This window comes from Pedobacter frigoris (assembly GCF_032678645.1).
GTDB lineage: Bacteria > Bacteroidota > Bacteroidia > Sphingobacteriales > Sphingobacteriaceae > Pedobacter > Pedobacter frigoris_A.
This window is the reverse complement of sequence record NZ_JAVTSP010000003.1, coordinates 355057-375016: the sequence shown is the minus strand read 5'-3', so window position 1 is coordinate 375016 and position 19960 is coordinate 355057. Positions and strand designations below refer to the sequence as shown.

The 19960-nt window shown below is 41.5% G+C and carries 17 protein-coding genes; 8 read left to right on the top strand and 9 right to left on the bottom strand.

Going from position 1 to position 19960, the window contains the following annotated elements; genetic code table 11:
- From R2Q78_RS12080 to R2Q78_RS12065, 4 genes are read left to right on the top strand one after another with little or no spacing between them, the layout of a single operon-like run.
- Positions 1–1419 carry a RagB/SusD family nutrient uptake outer membrane protein gene (locus tag R2Q78_RS12080; RefSeq protein WP_316792195.1) on the top strand — a complete coding sequence of 473 codons (1419 nt, stop codon included), beginning with the start codon at positions 1–3 and terminating at the stop codon, positions 1417–1419.
- Positions 1420–1455: 36 nt separating this feature from the next.
- Positions 1456–2250 (top strand): DUF4843 domain-containing protein, encoded by a 795-nt coding sequence (locus R2Q78_RS12075; RefSeq protein WP_316792193.1) that lies wholly within the window; start codon positions 1456–1458, stop codon positions 2248–2250.
- Positions 2251–2255: 5 nt separating this feature from the next.
- Positions 2256–3767 carry a PKD-like family lipoprotein gene (locus tag R2Q78_RS12070; RefSeq protein ID WP_316792191.1) on the top strand — a complete coding sequence of 504 codons (1512 nt, stop codon included), beginning with the start codon at positions 2256–2258 and terminating at the stop codon, positions 3765–3767.
- Positions 3768–3770: 3 nt separating this feature from the next.
- Positions 3771–4964 carry a TlpA disulfide reductase family protein gene (locus R2Q78_RS12065; protein ID WP_316792189.1) on the top strand — a complete coding sequence of 398 codons (1194 nt, stop codon included), beginning with the start codon at positions 3771–3773 and terminating at the stop codon, positions 4962–4964.
- 52 nt (positions 4965–5016) lie between these two features.
- Here the strand turns inward: R2Q78_RS12065 and R2Q78_RS12060 are convergent, their stop codons facing one another.
- The 4 genes from R2Q78_RS12060 to R2Q78_RS12045 form a co-directional block, all read right to left on the bottom strand.
- Positions 5017–5319 (bottom strand): helix-turn-helix transcriptional regulator, encoded by a 303-nt coding sequence (locus tag R2Q78_RS12060; protein ID WP_316792187.1) that lies wholly within the window; start codon positions 5317–5319, stop codon positions 5017–5019.
- A complete protein-coding gene (locus R2Q78_RS12055; protein WP_316792185.1) occupies positions 5303–5653 on the bottom strand; it encodes a type II toxin-antitoxin system RelE/ParE family toxin in 351 nt (116 codons plus the stop codon). The genes R2Q78_RS12060 and R2Q78_RS12055 overlap by 17 nt, the downstream gene beginning before the upstream one ends.
- A 271-nt stretch (positions 5654–5924) precedes the next feature.
- The gene (locus R2Q78_RS12050) at positions 5925–6122 is read right to left on the bottom strand and encodes a hypothetical protein (protein ID WP_316792183.1); all 198 of its coding nucleotides are present in this window, start codon (positions 6120–6122) and stop codon (positions 5925–5927) included.
- A 95-nt stretch (positions 6123–6217) separates the two neighbouring features.
- Positions 6218–6583, bottom strand: a complete 366-nt coding sequence (locus R2Q78_RS12045; RefSeq protein WP_316792181.1) for a hypothetical protein — start codon at positions 6581–6583, stop codon at positions 6218–6220.
- 175 nt (positions 6584–6758) lie between these two features.
- Between R2Q78_RS12045 and R2Q78_RS12040 the strand changes: the two genes are divergently transcribed.
- Complete coding sequence (locus R2Q78_RS12040; RefSeq protein WP_316792180.1) at positions 6759–7769, top strand: zinc-binding alcohol dehydrogenase family protein; 1011 nt, start codon at positions 6759–6761, stop codon at positions 7767–7769.
- A 27-nt stretch (positions 7770–7796) separates the two neighbouring features.
- Here the strand turns inward: R2Q78_RS12040 and R2Q78_RS12035 are convergent, their stop codons facing one another.
- Positions 7797–8669 (bottom strand): AraC family transcriptional regulator, encoded by an 873-nt coding sequence (locus tag R2Q78_RS12035; RefSeq protein ID WP_316792178.1) that lies wholly within the window; start codon positions 8667–8669, stop codon positions 7797–7799.
- Between the two features lie 162 nt (positions 8670–8831).
- On the opposite strand from R2Q78_RS12035, the gene R2Q78_RS12030 reads away from it, so the two are divergent.
- Positions 8832–11087 carry a glycosyl hydrolase family 95 catalytic domain-containing protein gene (locus tag R2Q78_RS12030; RefSeq protein WP_316792176.1) on the top strand — a complete coding sequence of 752 codons (2256 nt, stop codon included), beginning with the start codon at positions 8832–8834 and terminating at the stop codon, positions 11085–11087.
- A gap of 87 nt (positions 11088–11174) precedes the next feature.
- Here R2Q78_RS12030 and R2Q78_RS12025 read toward each other — a convergent pair whose 3' ends face one another.
- The 3 genes from R2Q78_RS12025 to R2Q78_RS12015 all read right to left on the bottom strand — a co-directional run bounded on the left by R2Q78_RS12025 (position 11175) and on the right by R2Q78_RS12015 (position 15513).
- Positions 11175–12710, bottom strand: coding sequence for a PepSY-associated TM helix domain-containing protein (locus tag R2Q78_RS12025; protein WP_316792175.1), 1536 nt, complete (start codon positions 12708–12710; stop codon positions 11175–11177).
- 68 nt (positions 12711–12778) lie between these two features.
- On the bottom strand, positions 12779–13039 hold the full coding sequence (locus R2Q78_RS12020; RefSeq protein WP_316792174.1) for a hypothetical protein: 261 nt from the start codon (positions 13037–13039) through the stop codon (positions 12779–12781).
- Between the two features lie 11 nt (positions 13040–13050).
- The gene (locus R2Q78_RS12015; protein ID WP_316792172.1) at positions 13051–15513 is read right to left on the bottom strand and encodes a TonB-dependent receptor; all 2463 of its coding nucleotides are present in this window, start codon (positions 15511–15513) and stop codon (positions 13051–13053) included.
- 220 nt (positions 15514–15733) lie between these two features.
- Between R2Q78_RS12015 and R2Q78_RS12010 the strand changes: the two genes are divergently transcribed.
- Together R2Q78_RS12010 and R2Q78_RS12005 are read left to right on the top strand one after the other, a co-directional pair.
- Positions 15734–17068 (top strand): sulfatase-like hydrolase/transferase, encoded by a 1335-nt coding sequence (locus R2Q78_RS12010; RefSeq protein WP_316792170.1) that lies wholly within the window; start codon positions 15734–15736, stop codon positions 17066–17068.
- Positions 17069–17072: 4 nt separating this feature from the next.
- The gene (locus R2Q78_RS12005; protein ID WP_316792168.1) at positions 17073–17777 is read left to right on the top strand and encodes a DUF1080 domain-containing protein; all 705 of its coding nucleotides are present in this window, start codon (positions 17073–17075) and stop codon (positions 17775–17777) included.
- Between the two features lie 19 nt (positions 17778–17796).
- Here R2Q78_RS12005 and R2Q78_RS12000 read toward each other — a convergent pair whose 3' ends face one another.
- Complete coding sequence (locus R2Q78_RS12000) at positions 17797–19959, bottom strand: FN3 associated domain-containing protein (RefSeq protein WP_316792166.1); 2163 nt, start codon at positions 19957–19959, stop codon at positions 17797–17799.
- Between the last annotated feature and the right edge of the window lies 1 nt (position 19960).

Here is a 19960-nt window from a genome sequence, read left to right as displayed (position 1 = left end):
ATGAAAAAGCCTTTATATATTTTATTCATCTGCCTCCTTGCTTCGGGAATCTCTTCCTGCAAGAAATGGCTGGATGTAAAACCCGGAACCCAGGTACTGCAGGATGAAATGTTCAGTACAGAAGCCGGCTTTAACCAGGCATTGCTGGGTTCTTACCTCCAAATGGGTACAGGACTTTATGCTGACAACATGACCATGACTACAATTAGTGCCATGGGACAGAATTATCAGACCACCTCTACCGGTCATCCCCTACTGGAACATGCCAAATACAACTATGCTGCGCCGACGGTAAAAGCAAGCATTGCAACGATATGGAGCAATATGTACAAAGCCATAGGTGGTGTAAATAACATACTTACTCATGTAGATCAGGCGAAAGGGGTATTTCTTAAAAACCACTACAACCTGGTAAAAGGCGAAGCATTGGGATTGAGGGCATATATGCATTTTGATTTGCTTCGTATGTTTGGTCCTGTACCGGCAAATAACGGATCGGTAAATACAATTCCTTACATCAAGACTTTCGACAAGCAGGTGACCCCGCTGAGTACCACCACTCAGGTAATAGAACTTTGTTTAAAAGATCTGGATGAAGCAGAGCAACTGCTTTCAGTATATAAAGATATCGCTTACAACACAGGCGATGGCGTAGATGAATTCACCAATTACACGCGCAATCATTTCAACTACTGGGCTGTAAAAGCACTGAAAGCAAGAATTTACCTGTATGCAGGAAATAAAGCAAAAGCTTATCAGTATGCCAAAGAAGTAATTGGATCAGGTAAGTTCCCTTTTGTAGACCGCGCCACGTTCAACCTGAGTTCAAACCAGGACCGCACTTTCTCTACTGAACACGTATTTGCCCTGAATTTACCTTTAACAAAGGCGCTCGTTGACATACGGTTCCGTCTGGATGGGAACACTGCTTTCCAGACCCAGACCTTTTACCTGACCAGTGCGACTATGAATACGCTGTTTGAAGTGGCTACAGGAGGATCTACCGATTACCGCTACCTGTATAATATCAAAACATCCAACGGATATTCCTACAGTTCTAAGTTCTGGCAGGATGGCCTCACCAATCTGCAGCTCAGCAATCAGGTGCCTTTGATCAGGCTTTCTGAGATGTACTACATCGCTGCAGAAGCAACGCCAGACCTGAACGAGGCGCTGGAATTGCTGAATAAAATAAGGACCCAAAGGGCACTTGCGACGATTATAACCCCGCTTACGGAGATCACGCGCATGCAGGAAATTGCGAAGGAATACAATAAAGAATTTTATGCCGAGGGACAATTGTTTTTCTACTACAAACGATTGTCGGTACTTCCTGTCCCGAGATCAGCAGTAGCTATGACGGCACAGACTTATGTATTCCCATTGCCTGATAATGAAATCGAATTTGGCAACAGGTAAAATTCCCCTAATTATTAAAATCTAAATTATTTGTAGATGAAAACTATAATTAAAAGTCATAAAATCAATTGCCTGCTGTGCCTTGCCACACTGGTTATTGGCATCACATCCTGCAGTAAAGAACTGGTTTATAAAAACATGCCGGGAATTTATATTGATAAAGAAAAACTGACTGCCAGAGATAGTACAGCATATTCTTTCGCTGAAAAATCTGCGACTTTAATGCTGGATACGATTTATATTCCTGTAAAAATTTCAGGAGAGTTATCGGGTACAGACCGTATCGTACCACTGACGGCAAACGCAGCAAAAACAAACGCTACAGCAGGAACGCATTATCAGATCCTGCCAACTGTAGTTAAAGCAAATGAATTAACGGCAAGGGCGGCTGTGCTGTTGAAAAGAACGCCAGATTTAAAAACCAATCAGCTCCGGATTTTCCTGGAAATTGTACCCAATGCGGAGTTCCCGCTGATAATTGCGAATACAAAAACAAACAGCACATTCAACGGAGAAGCATCCGCCACTTACAATCCGGGTTATTTGATTAAGCTGACGGATCAGATTTTAAAGCCCGATACCTGGGACGGTTCTGGAAGCTGGTTTAAGTATTATTTCGGAGCTTACAGTGCAGTGAAATTTAAGTTCATCATCGAAGTAACCGGTAGAACGGTTTGGGGTGACAGGGCCAGATACGGAGCTGATGCCCCGACATCTGCGCAAATGCAAATCTACTACACCAAGGTGATCACAGCTTTGTACGAATACGAGAAAATAAATGGGCCGATGATAGATGAGACAGGCAATCAGGTAACCTTCCCTAAAATTTAAAACCGATGAAAACATATATAAAAGTTATATCGTACATTTTTGTCATTTGCCTGACGCTTTCCAGCTGCACCAAAGACAAAGGAAATTACGATTTGAAACCTATCAATGAAATTATAGTTGATCCGCTAAATGACGGCAAAGAAATCGAGATTCTAAGCGGTGATGTGTTAAAACTCACACCAGCGGTGAAGCAGGAGAATGTAACGAACGGAACATTCAAATACCGCTGGTACATGTATGGAGACAATTACACACCGGCAATTGAACTTTCAGACAAAAAAGACCTGGATATAAAAATCACTGCACCGATAGGTGGATACACACTGATGTATGTCGTGACTGATGCCGCAACAGGCATCACATCCACACAGCAGCGCCACATGACCATTACCTCTAAATACTCAAGCGGTTTGCTTGTACTGGATGAAAAAGCTGCTGGTGGAGACATTAGCCATATTTCATTGAACGGAGAGATCTTTAAAAACCTATACAGCGAAGCCAATGGTGGCAGTCACATCACTACGCCGGCAAGTAAACTGGTTGGATTTTTCTATAAGCGCGGACTGGACATACAGAAACCTGTTTCTATTTTTATTTCCTCGCCGGGAAAAAGCACAGTAGAATTAGATCCTGAAACCTACAAAGAAATCGGGCCTTTCTCCAATTTGCTGGCAACACCTCCACAGGGTGCTGTACAACTTTCAGACATTACTGGGATGTCAAGCGGCGATCCGGTTTATGCGATCGTAAACGGCAAACTTCAGTTTAGTACCGGGGGAACTTCAACTCCCTTGTTCCAGGGTGCATTGCTTGGCGATTATGAACTGGCACCTTACATCATCACCACCACAAACGGGGGCAGACAAAACATCCCTTCGCAGACCTATCTGATTACATACGATCAGAAAAACGGACGTTTTCTATGGTTCGCTGGTTTTAATGTCGGCTCATTCAACACCTACAGTACCGATATGACAAACCAGGGTGCATTTGACCCGAACAATATCAAAAAACAGTGTGTATATGGATATTATTCCAACCAATATGCCTACTACAACTGGATGATGAAAGACGCTGCCGGCAAAATGTATTTCTACCAGATGTTCCCGATATCTACACAGAAAGCCGCAACACTTTACCAGGAAATCAAATCTGCTCCGGAGATGAATCAGGCAACCATCTTTGCCGGTTCGACGAAACTTCCGCAGATCTATTATGTGGCGGACAACCGCGTATACCTTTACGATTACACTGCTGACGTTTCCAGGCTGGTCTACACATTTGCTGCAGGCGAACAAATTACAGATGTGAAATTTGCTGTAGGCCGTGTGCCCGCCTATGAGACCGAATACAGGGTACAGCGCACACTGGACAAAATCTATATCGCAACCTATAACGGAACGGAAGGAAAAATCAAGGAATTCGATGTTGCCCCTACAGGCGATCTGGGCAGTCCGGTAAAAACTTACGGCGGCTTCGGAAAAATAACAAGTATGTTCTACAAAGAAAAAAGATAACCTATGAAAATCAGAAATATGCTCTCTATTGCACTTGTGCTTGCTCCATTATTGGGAGCAGCACAGGCTGGCAATCCTTTTACACTAACCGGAAAGGTTGCGGATTACCAGCGTGTGGTAGACAATACCATCTACCTGAAATTTAAACAAAATGGCAAAGAGATTAAAGACAGTACTAAATTGGTAAATGGCACTTACACATTTAAAGGCCAGATCTCCTACCCTGTTAAAGCCATCATTCAACTGAAAGTTGCGGATAGCGTAGAAAAATATCATGCGAGCACGCGCATTCTTAAGGATTATGCGCACGAATTCTATATCGATAAAGGAAAGCTTATTGCCAGTGCACCTGAGAAACTAAACAGCACGGTTGTTAAGGGCTCTAAAGCGGATGATGACAGACAGGAACTGTCCGCGAAACTGGCACCATACTATGCGACTAGCAATAAGATCTATAAAGAAGAGGGTTCTCCTGCATATAAGAACAAGGATAGCGTGGCAATAGCAAATTATACTAAAAAGAGCTATAAAATTCAGGACCATATAGATTCTGTTAAAAAAGCATACCTGTTTAGTCACGTGCAGTCTGGAACGGTAATGGAATTGCTTCAGGAATATACCCGTACGATATTGGAACCAACTGAAATAGAACCGTTTTTCAGCAAGGTGCAGCCGGCTATCAAGGCTTCCACAGAAGGTCAGGCTTATGCGAAACGCATTGAGCAATCTAAGGCAACAGCCCTGGGTGCTGCAGCACCGGATTTTACATTGAAAGACAAGAATGGCAAAGAAATCAGTCTTTCTTCTATGAAAGGTAAATTGATCCTCCTCGACTTCTGGGGAAGCTGGTGTGGTCCATGCAGGGCTACACATCCACATCTGAAAAAACTCTATGCGGAATATAAGTCCAAAGGGTTCGAGATTTTCGGTGTTTCCAATGAGCTGAGCAATAACCAGGATGAAAATTACAAAAAGTGGGTTACGGCAATGGATGAGGACAAAATGGAATGGGTAAATGTGCTGAACGATAAGAGCAAAGGCGACAAAGCAGATGGTGTACTGAGCAAGTATAGCGTATCTGCATTTCCTACGAAAGTTTTGATCGACAAAGATGGCCGCATCATTAAGCGCCTTGTGGGCAGCGGACTGAAAAGCCAGGAAGAGCTTGATAAATTATTGGAAGCTAAACTTCAATAGTGTTTAGTTAAACAGGCTCCTGAAAATTTCAGGAGCCTGTTTATAATTTCTGCTAAACCACATTCAGTTTCAGATGTTTACCTAATCCATCATGAATAATACGCATTAATGTAGATAACCGTATGTCACTCGCATCATTTTCAATACGTGATATATATGTCTTGGTAGTCCCACATTTCTCTGCAAGCTGTCCCTGAGTAAGTCCCTGGGCTTTCCGAAGTTCCTGGATCATCACACCCAATTTAAACGTTTCGAACTCTTCCTCATAGTTTTCTCTCTCTAAAGTTCCTTTAACTCCATATTGCTCGTCCAGGTGCGATGTAAACGATTTTAGATTCTCATTTTGTGTTTTCATCAAAATATCTCTTTTTTAATGCTTCTGCTAATTCCAATTCCTTTCTCGGTGTCTTTTGTGTTTTCTTTTGAAAACCATTTATAAGAATTATTACCCTCCCTTTATCAAAGAAACTAAAGACCCTATAAATATTCGAACCCACTTCAACCCGAATTTCATAAAGTCCATTTGATCCCGCTAAATGTTTAAAATATTTTTCCGGAATCTGATCCAGACTCGCAATCAACTGCAATGTCCAGTTAAACTTCTTTTGAACCTCAGGCTTTAGTCTATTAAAAAAGTTCAAATAGTAATTCTTATAATAATATATATTTCTTATAAATTCTCTTCCCACAACAAAGTTATCTAATTAGTGAACACAAAACAAATCTACTTTGCCAAGTTCATTCAGAAATTTCGAAAAAGCCAAATGCGATATAATTTTTTCTCCCCAGAAAAGAGATGTAATCCTAACAGACATATACAATGACTCCTCAACTTACCAGCTTCGTAACAGATTAAGGCCTGCTTCGGGATTGCTTCGGAAAAGGGTACCTGTTTTCCGAAGCAATCTCCTATCAGTTACGGATCAGTCTACTACCAGTCGAGTAGTTAGCCCTACCTATTTAAACCTGATCCGCTTCTTTCAACTCTCCATCTTTATTTTCTTTATTTGTTTCTACCAATTCAATAAGAACGGGATTATCTTCTCTTTTTCTTGACGCAGGCATAACTATGCCCCCGCTCAAGCCAACTCCAAATGAAGCTAACAGTATAAGCACTGACAGGCACAATATCCTGAAAGCCTTTTTTAAACTTTGCATTTTTTTTAATGATTAATTAACGACGAAACAGGTGCCTGAAAAGGCCCCCGGTGATTAATACGCTGAAACAGGTCTGGTATAGACCATGGAGTAAATCAGCTTATCGACGGCTCCACTTGCGAGGCAGGAGACTTCAGGAAATGATAATTGTCCAGCAGGCTGGCTTTGATGATTTCAAATTGCTGGGTTTGCCAGCTGAATTTGACCATGACTATACGATTGTAAAATAGCAAAGCACCTTTCTGATGTTCTTGCACCGCAGCACAAGCAATTATCGATGCTTTAGGTAAATTATCATAAAATGTCTTAGCCGATGAAACTGTTTGCTTACTACCAGGCCACAGCAATTCCGTGCCGGTCTTCTGCAGTTGAAAAGACGTCAGTCCAGCAGACCCATAAACACTGAAAAGGGACAGTGCTAAAAAGAAGACTATTAAACTTTTACGTTTCTGTTTCATCATGCTAAAGATACAAGTATTTTTTTCAATGAAACAGGAAGATCCGAAAGTGCAGTTTTGGTACTTCCTGAGCTCCTTATCAGTTCCTCAGAAAAACTTTACAAAAAAACCATAAAAAACAGCGCCTCTGTTTATGGCTTGGCTGATATATTTGTTCAGGTTTTTTAATTCAGAAAAAATGAAAGCAATAGGATTCAGAACATCACTACCCATAACAGCAGCAGACAGTCTAATCGAATTTGAGGCGGAGAAGCCTAGTCCGTCAGGCAGAGACTTGTTGGTAAAAATAGCGGCGATATCTGTAAACCCCGTTGATTTCAAGATACGGCAAAACAGTGCCAAAGATGTTTCTTTAGAGACACCAAAGATCATTGGATGGGATGCTGTAGGCATCGTAGAAGCTGTTGGTGAAGAAGTAAGCCTGTTTAAGGTTGGTGATGAGGTATATTACGCCGGTGACATTACACGGGATGGATGTAATGCCGAATACCAGTTGATAGACGAGCGCATCACCGGTAAAAAACCAAAATCGCTGAGCGTGGAAGCGGCGGCTGCGATTCCTCTTACAGCACTTACAGCCTGGGAAATCTTGTTTGACCGCATGCGCATCAATGAAAAAGATAAAGGCAAAACTGTTTTAATTATTGGTGGCGCCGGTGGCATGGGCTCTATTGCTATTCAAATTGCGAAAAAGGTAGCAGGCCTTAAAGTAATTGCAACTGCATCACGACCTGAAACTGTGGCCTGGTGCGAGCAACAAGGCGCTGATCATGTGGTAAACCATAAAGAACTGATCAATGAGGTACGCGCAGCAGGTTTTCAGTATGTAGATTTTATCCTGGATTTTGTGGACACCGGACTGTACTGGGATACCATGGCTGAACTTATAAAACCACAAGGTCGTATCGCTTCTATTACGGGCGCCTCCAATCCGGTCGCCATCAACAAACTAAAAAGCAAAAGTGTGAGCTTCTCCTGGGAATTTATGTACACCAGGTCTACTTACCAGACTGATGACATGATTGAACAGCACAATATATTAAATAACGTAGCTGATCTTCTGGACGAGGGTGTGTTGAAAACAACGCTAAAACAAACGTTGGATGGTTTAACGGCGGAGAATCTGAAAAAGGCCCATCAGCAGCTGGAAGCCGGGTCAACCATAGGGAAGATTGTAATTAAATACTAGATAGCGATTAAAGGTTTTCAGCGAAACTTACAATAGTTGCTGCCTATATTGCCTGGGTGTGATCCCCATCATCAGTTTAAAGAATTTGTTGAAATTGGAGATGGTATAAAACCCACATTCAAGGGCCACATTGCCAATCAGCATGTCCTTATTGGCAATTAACTTACAAGCCTGGGCAATTTTAACTTCATTGACAAATTCAATAAAAGTCTTTTGAGTCCGCTCTTTGAAGAACCTGCAAAAAGCCTGTTTATTCATGCCAATCAGATTGGATACGGTCTCCAAATTCATTTCTTTTGAAAAATTGTCGAACACATACTTAAATACCTTATCCATTCTGTCGCGGTCCTTTAATTTGTAATTGTTGACATATCCGGAAGTAGCCAGGAATTCATATTCACTGGTTTTTGACAGCATCTTTAAAATATTGATCAGGAGGACCATCCTGGAGAAATCATCCTTTTCTTCCGTAATCTTATAAACCAGATCTATTAGATCCGTTTTGGTATTTCCATAAAACTTGATACCCCTACGTGCCTTTACAACGATCTCTTCAAATTTCTTGAAATCGCCAAATTGCGTCAGCAGATCATTCAGCCTTTGAGGGTTAAAAAACACAGAGATGGACCTGGCGTTTACCTCTGCAATATCTTTAGTCAGCAGTCCTTTTTCATTATGCCAGACATGCGGGATGTTGGGTCCTAAAAATATAAGTTCGCCGCTTTCAAAATGTTCTACGCTATCCCCTACGATCCGCTTCCCTTCACTTTCTATAACGTAAACGAGCTGGCATTCTTCATGAAAATGAAAATCAGTTGAAAAGAAAGGTCTGTTGATAGTCTTTGTTGTGTAGATCTTATTCTCATATTCCTCTAAAATACTTGTTCTGATTGCTTTCATTACATCGCTTACAATTAAGATTATTACTCTACTCTCCCATAATATTGCTATTGATAAAAGAATTATGCTAATATAAAGTAAATACTGGTGAATATACCCTTAGTAATACCATCCAATGTAGATGACCTTTAGCTTTCCTAAACCATTTATAAACACACACAAATGAAAAAAATAATCGTCTTAATTTTACTCATTGCCTCCATTGGCCGGGTTACGGCTCAGGTTTCGGCTGAGTACAATCTTTCTTTTCCTTCGCTGGCTTCAAAATGGGACGAAGCTATGCCGTTGGGCAATGGAATGCTTGGTGCATTGGTATGGCAAAAGAAAGGCAATTTGCGGCTTTCACTGGACAGGGCCGACCTATGGGATGAACGCAATGCATTGCCTGATCTGACTCAATTTAATTTTAAATGGGTAGAACAGCAGAAACTTCAGAAAAATTATGGTATCGTGCAGCGGACATTAGATCAGCCTTATGACCGGGAAACCTACCCTACCAAGCTGCCTGCAGGCGCCATGGAATTCAATATTGCTTCTTTTGGTAAGGTCACCTCCAACGTTCTGGATATAAAAACAGCCATCAACACTGTGAAATTTGAAGATGGCACCTTGTTTAAGTGCTATATTCATGCAAAGCAGAACCAGGGTATATTCAGTTTTGAAAATTTGAAAAACTCATCAGTAATACCGGAGTTGATTGTACATAACTATGCGGGAAGTGAAAATGTAGCTGGCGACAATAGCCATGCTGGCGGAGGCTTACAAAAGCTGGGCTATGCCAGGGGAACGGTTACTAAAGATTCAAATGTTATCCGATATAAACAGCCGACTTTCAATGGTCATTATTACGAGATCATGATCAAATGGACAAAAACAGGAAATAAAATTTCTGGTATCTGGACCGTCAGCAATGATCAGCCGGCAACTTTGCCTGTTGTTTCTGCCGCACAGGAAAGTATTCTGCTAAAAAGTCACGTAAACTGGTGGGCTAATTTTTGGAAGCAATCTGCTGTGTCTGTACCTGATCAAATCATTCAGAAACAGTATTATCTGGAACAGTACAAGTTGGGTTCTGTGGCCCGTAAGGGAGCTCCTGCCATCACATTACAGGCAGTCTGGACAGCAGATAACGGCAGTCTGCCACCCTGGAAAGGAGATTTTCACAACGATTTAAATACGCAGTTGAGTTACTGGCCAACATATACTTCAAACCACCTTGCGGAAGGAGAAACTTTTACCGACTGGCTTTGGAAAATCAAAAGCGAAAGCAAGAAATACACTAAAAGTTATTTTGGAGTAGAAGGTTTGAACGTACCTGGCGTAGTTACAGTAAGCGGCCATCCTATGGGGGGCTGGATTCAATACGCTATGTCTCCTACTGTTAATGCATGGTGTGCACAGCATTTTTACTGGCAATGGAAATACAGCATGGATAAAAAATTCCTGGATGAAAGGGCTTATCCTTACATTACACAAAGTGCTTTGTTTTTGGAGAACATCACCAGGATGGAAAAAGGAGTTCGTAAATTACCTTTAAGCTCCAGTCCGGAATATAACGACAACAGCATCAATGCCTGGTTTTTAGACTGGAGTAATTTTGATCTGGGTCTGGCAAAGTTCCTTTTCAAAGCAGCAGCAGAAGTCAGTTTGGCCAAGGGCCTGAAAACAGAGCAGCAACACTGGTTGGGGTTATACAAACAACTACCCGAACTGGAAAGCAATGGGGCTGGATTAACCATTGCTCCTGGTCAGGATTTAAATGACTCCCACCGACACATGTCGCAATATATGGCCATTTATCCTCTTGCTATACTTGACGTGAATAAATCCGAAGACAAGGTTGTGATAGATAATTCCTTTAAACGACTTGAAGAAAAAGGAACAAGGGCCTGGTGCGGGTATTCTTTCAGCTGGATGGCTTCCTTATATGCACGTGCTTATGAGGCTGACAAAGCTGTAAAACAATTGCAGATCTTTGCATCGAATTTTTGCTCGCCAAACAGCTTCCACCTAAATGGGGATCAGAAAGGCGGACAGTATTCAGGCTTTACTTACAGACCATTTACCTTGGAAGGGAACTTTGCTTTTGCTCAGGGTGTGAATGAGTTGCTTTTACAAAGCAGAGCTGATTATGTACAGGTTTTTCCTGCCGTACCGGAGAGCTGGAAAGATGTTTCATTCAGTAACCTGCGTACTGAAGGCGCATTTTTGATCAGTGCATCTAAAACAAACGGAACACCTCAAAAAGTTAAAGTTACTTCAGAACAAGGCGGCAAACTCAACATCAGGTTGCCATTTAAAAATCTGATTGCTAAAAATCAGAAAGGAGTTACTATCAAGGCTTCTACTGTTAATGGAGTTACTTCACTTAATATGAAAAAAGGTGAGACTGTTGATTTCGTAAATGGGGCTAAATAATAGTTAAGGTTATTTGATTATGCGTATCGTCATCCTGAAATAAACTCAGGATGACGATCGCTTTAGCAGAACGATGGTGAACGTATCCTAAAAAACCTTTAAACCGGTATTCAGCACCAGGATATATCCAATGATAAATACCACAAAAAATGAGAGGGAAAGGGAGAAATAACGGGTTATTTTCAAACTTCCCTTTTTAAACGGCAGCAGGAACAGCAGGTTAAAAATTTCTGCAAGTAGCGCACAAACAAAATTGAGGCTAACCAAAACGCAGGTAAAAGCAATTGCAAAAACAGCTGGCTGGATCACAATGCCAGAAATAAGTCCGTAAATTCCCCCTGCAACTGCAGTAAGCGGCCATACAATCGCCGCATATTTAAATCCGCTTGTCAGATTCGTCTTAAAGTATGCCCAAAGACGAATCTTTTCTTTCACCTCTTTTTCTTTCTTAGGTACATTCGTTAAACCTTCCTTTGGTTTAGCGTTCTTCTCTCGTTGCTTTTTAAAACGTGGCCACCAGATGATAAAACCTGTTATGAACAAAAAGAGAGGGATTAACCCGCCAATCAGGGCTAAAATTTGTGTGGGTAAGCCCCCAAAGCTGCCATAATGGATTGGCGTAAGCCAGCTCAGGTAGGCATCTCCTACGTTAGGAAAATCTCTGCGGCTGTTCAACAGGATCTTACCTGTATATTGATCTACTGAAATCATCTCACGCTTACCTTCCCTGGGGAGATTTCCTGAAACCATATCAAAGCGGTATACACCAAATTTATCTGCAGGAAGTGCCAATCCTCCGATTCGTGCGTCAGGCATCTGTTGACTTACCCTTTCTATAATTTCTTTCATGGGCATTTGTACCACATTTTTCTGGTAAGCCGATTTAGCGCCAAATACCTGCTGCAGACCAGCAGGATTTTTGCCGCTAAAGACAAATAATAGCGGGATGACCAGCGTTGAGAAGGTGATACAGAAGCCCGTAAGGCTTAGCATAAAAACTACAGGGGAGGAATAAAATCCCAGCACATTGTGCCAATCATAGTTCTGTCTTTTGAATTTGCCATTAAACTTTACGGTAAGTACAGATTTTAGCTGTTTCCATTTCTTAGGCAACCAAAGGCGCACACCCGAAATGGTCAGGATCATCAAACATAATGAGGCAAATCCTACAATGTAGCGGCCAGCCGCAGGGATCAGCAAAGTTCGGTGCAGGTCCATCACCACACGGATAAATGAACTGGAGATGATTCTTTTTCCGCTCAGCTTGCCATTATAGGGATTGATAAAATACTGCTCTTCCGTTTTAAAATTGAAAATACTATAGGCTTCAGCAGGGCTATCCCCTTTACCGGCCATCATATAGTCAAATTTTAGTCTGGGATAGTTTTTCTTAACCAGGGGAACAAGCTCATCAAAAGAAAGTTTCTTCTGCTGCGCCATCACCTCAAACAGCTCTTTATTTAGCGCTCTGTCTATCTCGTCCTGAAAAACCAGGATGCTTCCGGTTACGCCAACAAAAGCCAGAATAGCGCCAGCTATAATGCCCAGGTAGGTGTGCCATTTGCCAAACCAGCGCTTCTGATGTTTCGCCCACTTCCAGGCTCTTTTCAATTTTAGTGACATATGTATTTAATGAAAAAAGCATCAGGACAAAATGCCCTGATGCCGGAGTGTTTATTTAGACGAGTTAATTAGACTTCAATTGATCTCCACTTCCTGATATCCAACACCAAAAGTATATTGGCGACCGCAACGAAACTAAGCAAACCAACTTGTGAGAGATCACTGGCTTCCTTATAAATAGTTTCTCCTACATGCACCAGATTTAGCAAAAGCAGGATGATAGCCCACATGAACAGGAATAATCGATATCCTTTACTACTTAGGTATATGGTAAGCAAGACCCGCAGCATGCTGAACCAGATAAAAGCAATTCTAAATTGAAGATTCATGTTTTCTATGATTAAAATTTGAAACCTGCGCCTATAATAAAGTTGCGTGGCATTTGTGAGTTGAACGTAGAATAACCTGTCCAGTATTTTTCATTTCCGATATTATTCGCTGAGAACGTAATCCTGAATTTATTCACATCATAGAAGAGCGATGAATTGACTACGGTATAAGCAGGTGCATAAATTTTTCCAGCAGCGACTGAATTGATCAGGTAGTTTTTACCGGCGTAATTTCCCCCAACGCTAATACCTAATCCTTCAACCAATCCAAAGGGAACACGGTAGCTCAGGTATAAATTAGCGGCATGTACAGGTCCTGCTGTAGTTGGTCTCAAGCCATTTAAACCACCACTTGTTCCATCAGCATCTATTTTTTCATATTTACTTTCATTGTAAGCATATCCAAATATGATATTCAATCCATTAACGGGGTTAGCCATCAATTCAGCTTCAAAACCTTTGCTTACCTGAGTACCATCCTGGATGCTCATATTTGCCGCACCATATGGACGGACAATGTCCTTAACAGTAATGTCATAATAGCTTAGGGTAGCCGCCAGCTTGCCGCTGAAAGCATCCAGTTTTACACCACCTTCAATTTGATTAGCTTGTTCCGGTTTAAAAGTCTTCCCTTCAAAATCTACTCCCGTTTTATTGGTAAAGCCATTCTGATAGTTTCCAAATAATGATACCTGGTCTTTTACGATCTGGTATACCAAACCAAATTTAGGGGAATAAGCAGTCTGCGCATAACCCGGACTCGTGGTATTCGTGATCGCACTGTAGATACCTTTGTTAAAGAAACGATCTATTCTCACACCAGCCAGGGCAATCAATTCATCTGTAATATTCAATGCATCAAATACAAAAGCGCTGTAAGTATTTGTGTTGGACTTAGGCTCATAAGGTGAAGATGGCTTGGTGCCATAAAGTGTCGACACCTTGTCTTCCGTAAAGTTATTATAACCAGGTGCAGGACCAAAAGCAGGAACAATGTCAAAGAAGTCAGTTGTTGGTGTAGCCCCAAAGTTGTTTACAAAACGCTCATAGGAGATGTTACTCTTATATTTGAAATAATCAAGACCTACGGTCAGCCTGTTCCTCATCGAGCCAATTTTGAAATCACCCTGTAGCAAAGGCTGGACTTCTATCGCATTATCACTTCCATTCGGAGACCAAACCATTCTCGCCAGGTTATTCGCTCCCGGAGTAGCGATGCCCAATGCCGCATTTGGCAACAAATAGAAATAAGGTGTTCTGCCATCCGAGAAGCTATTGCTTACAGAAACATTTGTCTGTAATTTCCATTCATCATTGATTTGGTAATTCATTCCGCCATATACATTCACGTTTTGTGAGGTATTGTATAAGCTATTGCTGATGAATGCCTTTTTGTAATCGATATTGATTTTATCAATCCTGTCCGTACCCAGATTTGCTACCGTATTCCCATAGAAAAACACACCCATGAAATCATTTGCTTTCCCGGCCAAAATCTCTGCGTCGACATTTAAGGTCAGTTTATCACTGGCTCTGTAACTTATACTTGGTGCGAAAACAAAAGTTTTACTAAACCCTGCATCACGGAAAGAACTTTGTGTAGTGTAAGCAGTATTGATTCTCAGCAAAACAGTTTTATCGGCATTTAGAGGTGTATTTACATCCGCCGACAGACGGTTTAGGCCGTAACTTCCAGCACTGTAATCTACGCGGCCGCCAACACTGTCATAAGGAGTTTTCATTACCCTGTTGATCAAACCACCATAAGAAGTAATCGCATTGCCAAATAGTGTCCCAGAAGGGCCTTTAAGAACTTCAATACGCTCTATATTTGCAGCGTCAATAGTGGAGGCTACATTTCCGGAAATGCCATTACGTGCCTTTACATTGGTAACGAATCCTCTTAAATTGTAGATAGCTCCTCCTATTCCCGCTCTTCCTACTGCTTCCCACATTTTTTGAATTCCAGGCGCATTTTTCAAAGCATCATCTACTTTAAATATCTGCTGTTCTGCGAGCAGGTTCCCGGAAATGACAGATATATTCTGTGGGTTTTCCAAATGACCGAGCGGCATTTTTGCTGAAGCATCTGTTTTCTTCACCACAAACTTATTGGTATGTCCTGCCCTGATATTTACCACATCAAGTTCTGCGGAATTGTAACTGATGCTGAAATTGGCTGTTACAGTTTCACCTGTTTTTACAGTGACAGATTCCTCTTGCTGAGAAGCGCCTACTGCTGTGGCTCTGAGGGTATAACTGCCCTGTTTTACATTATTGATTTTATATTCCCCTTTGTTATTGGTTATCGCTCCCTGATTGGTACCGGATAATACGATGGAGATAAAAGCGGCAGGATTGCCATCCGAAGTTAATACTTTCCCTTTGATAGTCCCATTTTGCTGAGCATAAGCAAAAGTACTTGTCAATAAGCAGAGCAGCATTAATAATTGAGTTTGTAGAGTTCTTTTCATCTGTTATTTAGATTAATTCTAATTTGATGCAAAAGAATGTATTAATTCTGATACCAACAAATTATTTTGAATTATTCTAAATAATACTTTTCAGACTGATAGACGGTGCATAATCCATTTTCTGCGTGTAAACCAACAGTGTCGTAAAAAATCATCCAAATAATTTATACTTTTAGTAACTGTAAACCATATACATCAATATCTCAAATTCAGTGACTAAATGAACCTAATAAAAAAGACTTCAGTTCTTCTGCTCTTATCTCTAATTTGTTCCAGCTTTAGTTATGCCCAGAAAAAACCAAACATCATCCTGGTATTGACAGATGACATGGGCTATAGCGACATTTCCTGTTTTGGCAATCCGCTGATCAGAACTGAATTTTTAGATAGAATGGCACATGCAGGGGTTATGGGAACAAATTTCGTGACTACCTCTCCTACCTGCTCCCCCTCAAGAGTGTCCTTACTGACAGGCAGGTACTGCAGTCGCTCTAATTTAAATTATGTACTCAGTCCCGGCGATAAAACAGCAATTCCCAATGAAGAGGTAACCATTGCTGAGATGCTTAAAACCAATGGCTATTCAACTGCCTGTGTGGGCAAATGGCACATCGGTGATTACGGAACCGGCTTGCCAAATAAACAGGGTTTTGATTCTTTTTACGGCATGTTGTATAGTCATGACTATAGGTTCCCCTATGTCAAAACAGATACGGTAATTAAGATCTTCAGAAATACCAAACCTGAAATTTATCAGCCAAATGACAGTATTTTAAATACAAACTATACGCATGAATCCATTGAGTTCATCAAAAAATCAGCTAAAGCAAAACAACCATTTTTCCTATATCTTGCACACAACATGCCGCATTTGCCTATAGCTTTTGCTGCAAAAAAGAGTAGAAGCACTACCTCTGCGGGGGGCGAACTGGGAGACGTGATTGAAGACCTGGATAAAGGATTGGCTAAAGTATGGGAAGCCGTTGTTAAAGCCGGCGAAGAAAATAACACCATATTTATATTTACCAGTGATAATGGTCCCTGGACCAATGCGCCAAAACGCATGTATGAAGATGGCTTTACAAGACCTTATCATGTGGGATCAGCAGGGATATTCAGGGGTTCAAAAGCTGTTTCATACGAAGGTGGGCACCGCGTCCCGTTCATCATTTACTGGAAAGGCCACACCTTAAAAAACAAAGTAATTACATCGCCTCTGGCCAATATAGACATCTTGCCTACGCTTGCAGACTGGACAAAGACCAGCTTACCTGACAGGGTGCTGGATGGGGAATCCATGACGGGCTGGCTGACCAATAACGACTATCGTAAACCGCACAAACCTATATATTATTATAACTATGTTTTGGAGGGTGTTAAAGACGGGGACTGGAAGCTACGGGTAACTAAAAAAGATAAAGAATCCCTCTATGAACTTTTCAATGTATCATGGGATCCTTCAGAACGTGTCAATCTATTCGACGATGCAAAATTTGAACAGCAGAAAAGTCATTTACTGGATCTATTTAAAGCTTACCCTGGAAATGCGGGTTGATCTTATGAAAAAAGCGCTAAAGATTGGTATGGCTTGTCTGGCCATATCTGTTTACATTTCGACCGCCCGGGGGCAGGTTAAACCCCTTCAATTTGGAACAGAAAGGACGCTGAATGAAATTTCTCAAAAATCGAAGGGTAAGGCCATTAACTGGATCAATGTAAATACAGATCCGGATACCTGGAAAAGAAGCAAAGATCTATTGATCTGTTCAGGTAAGCCGATTGGCGTGATGCGCTCAGAAAAAATGTATGAGAATTTCATCTTACAGGTCGAGTGGAAACATATGGAAGCCGGCGGCAATTCTGGGGTCTTTGTATGGAGTGATGCCAAACCAGGAGAGAAAAACCGTCTGCCAGGCGGCGTAGAAGTGCAGATGCTCGAGCTGGATTGGGTAAACCAAAATATTACCAATGGTGTAACACCTCCTATAGCCTATGTCCACGGAGAACTTTTCGGAGTTGGAGGGGTAACCACTATTCCGGACAACCCCAGAGGCGAAAGAAGTAAATCGGTAGAAAACCGATGCAAGGGAAAAGGGGAATGGAACTATTATGAGGTGATTTGTGTGGATGGAACCATCAAGTTATCAGTAAATGGAAAATTTGTAAATGGCATCAGTAAGTCTAGCGTAAAAAAAGGTTATCTATGCCTGGAATCTGAAGGAGCAGAGATTCACTTTAGAAACTTCAGAATCACTGAACTTTAACTAAAGTGAATCCCAGTACTTAATTCAAAAACACCTCATCAATAAAAATCCATGCAGGCTCACCCTTACCCGGATGCCATTTCGGTAGTTTCTTCAGGTTTTTGGCGACAATCTTTAAGCAGCTAATCTTTTGCGGACTAAACTTTGTTTCTACATTCAGCAGGGCTTTCTCATCCGCAGGCAGTGGCGGTCTGCTTCTCGTTTTACCCAATAATACCAACTTGTTTTTATCAGGGCCTCCCCAAATTTCAACTTCTTCCGGAGGAAGTACATAAACCGGCAATTGCTGCATGACGTTTAAGCTTACTGCGCTAATATTTACAGGCTGGTTAAAAAACATTAATGCCTCCATATTGTGCTCACGGAAACCAATCCAGCTTCCTGCATTGATGTCATAAGTTCCCATTTGACTGTCGGTCAATGCTTCCGGGCCACTTGCCCTGTACTTCTCGTTGGCCGAGGTTAAAAAGACAATGCTATCAGGCTTAAAAGTACTTCTGTAAAAAGTAAAGCTGACAGCATCACTACCAAACCAGCCCTTCTTATAAGCTTTTGCTTTTATTGTAGTATTTTGTGTGATGACTACCCCTTTTTTATAAAGCAAAGATTTAATACTGTCGGGTTCAGAACCATCTGTAGTATACCTGATCTGGACTCCATTAATTGCATGTTTGATATCCAGATTTATAGATTTACTAAAAACAGATTTTTCATTGCCTATCCGGGGTAGGTTTAATTTAGCCGGACTCTTACCATCATCTTTAAAACCTTTTATAACCTCCAGGTTGCCATTTAGTTTTTGCAATTGTTCTATTTCAGCCGGTGTTATCTGTGTATTCCAAAGCGCCAGTTGTTTAAGTTCAGGCATAGTTGCAATTTGTTTGACAGCAGCATAGTTCACCGATGTACCCGAAAGAGATAGTCCACTTAAATGTTTGAGTGGTTTAAGCTCTTTCAGCCCTTCTCCATTCAATGCTGTAAAATTCAGATTCAGTTTACGCAAGTTTGTAAACTGGCCGATGATCTTCAAGTCGGCATCTTTTACCGGCAATCCGTTCAGGTTTAAAGAAATGATTTGCTGCTTCACTGAAGTCAGTTCTTTCAGCATTTCAGGTTTATACAAGTCCTTATTATAAATATTTACGGCTAATGCCGGAGATTCCTTCGCAATTGGATACACTACGCGGTAATTGTTGTTCAATTTGCTGACAGCCTGTTCATCAGCCATGGCGAAATCAAATTTCTCCTCCGCAGATTGTTCGGGGGCTAAAAATGCAGTGGCGAGCACTCTTAAAGAATCGCCTTGTGCAAGCTCGGTTACTTTACCTTTCAGCTTAGCATTTCCTTTAACCCAAAGCTTAAGGATGGCCACTTCTTCAGCAGTTAACTGCGGTTTTCCTTTTGGCGGCATGTGTTTCTTTTCATCCTCTGGCAAGTGTATGCGTTCCAACAACAGACTAATTTCCGGTTTGCCCGGCACGAACAGCTTTCCGCTTTTCCCTCCTTTAAACAGCCCTGCGGAATCCGTCATGATCAGGCTTCCTTTTGCCTTTTCCAGATTATGACAGTTCAGGCATTTCTGGGTAAATATGGGCATCACCACATCCTTAAAAACCAGGGCTTGTTCTACAGGAACTTTTACAGTCTCCTCGGCAGAAGTTACAGGTCCGAGTACAAAGTTTTCTCCGTGTGTCAATGTAGCCCCAAAATGACCGGTGGCCAACAGGCACGATACGATCACAATCGCACCCACCCTGGATACCCCAAGTTTGTACCAGGAAAAATCCCGGCACCAGTAGATCAATGAAGCAATAAATACAATACTAACGCCCGTCCACTTGTGCCATTGCAATACAGATCCTGTATATCCTTCTTCCTTCGAAAGAAACAAACCCATGATTACCGTTACGGCTGAGAAAAGCGCACCAACCAGCAATAACCAGGAAACAAAGTTCTGGTAAAACCGTTCTGTTGCATAATTTTCCTTAAAGCGGAAAAACTCCAGCAACATGGCCAGCATCAGTATCACAATAGGAAAATGCAATACCATAGGATGCAGTCTTCCTATAGGTTGCAGCCAATAGGGAACGATGATCTCCTTCCCAAATAACAACATAAACAGGATAAAGACATTTGCAGCAAAAAGTAAATTCCCGGCAAAACCTTTAAGGGTAAATTTCATA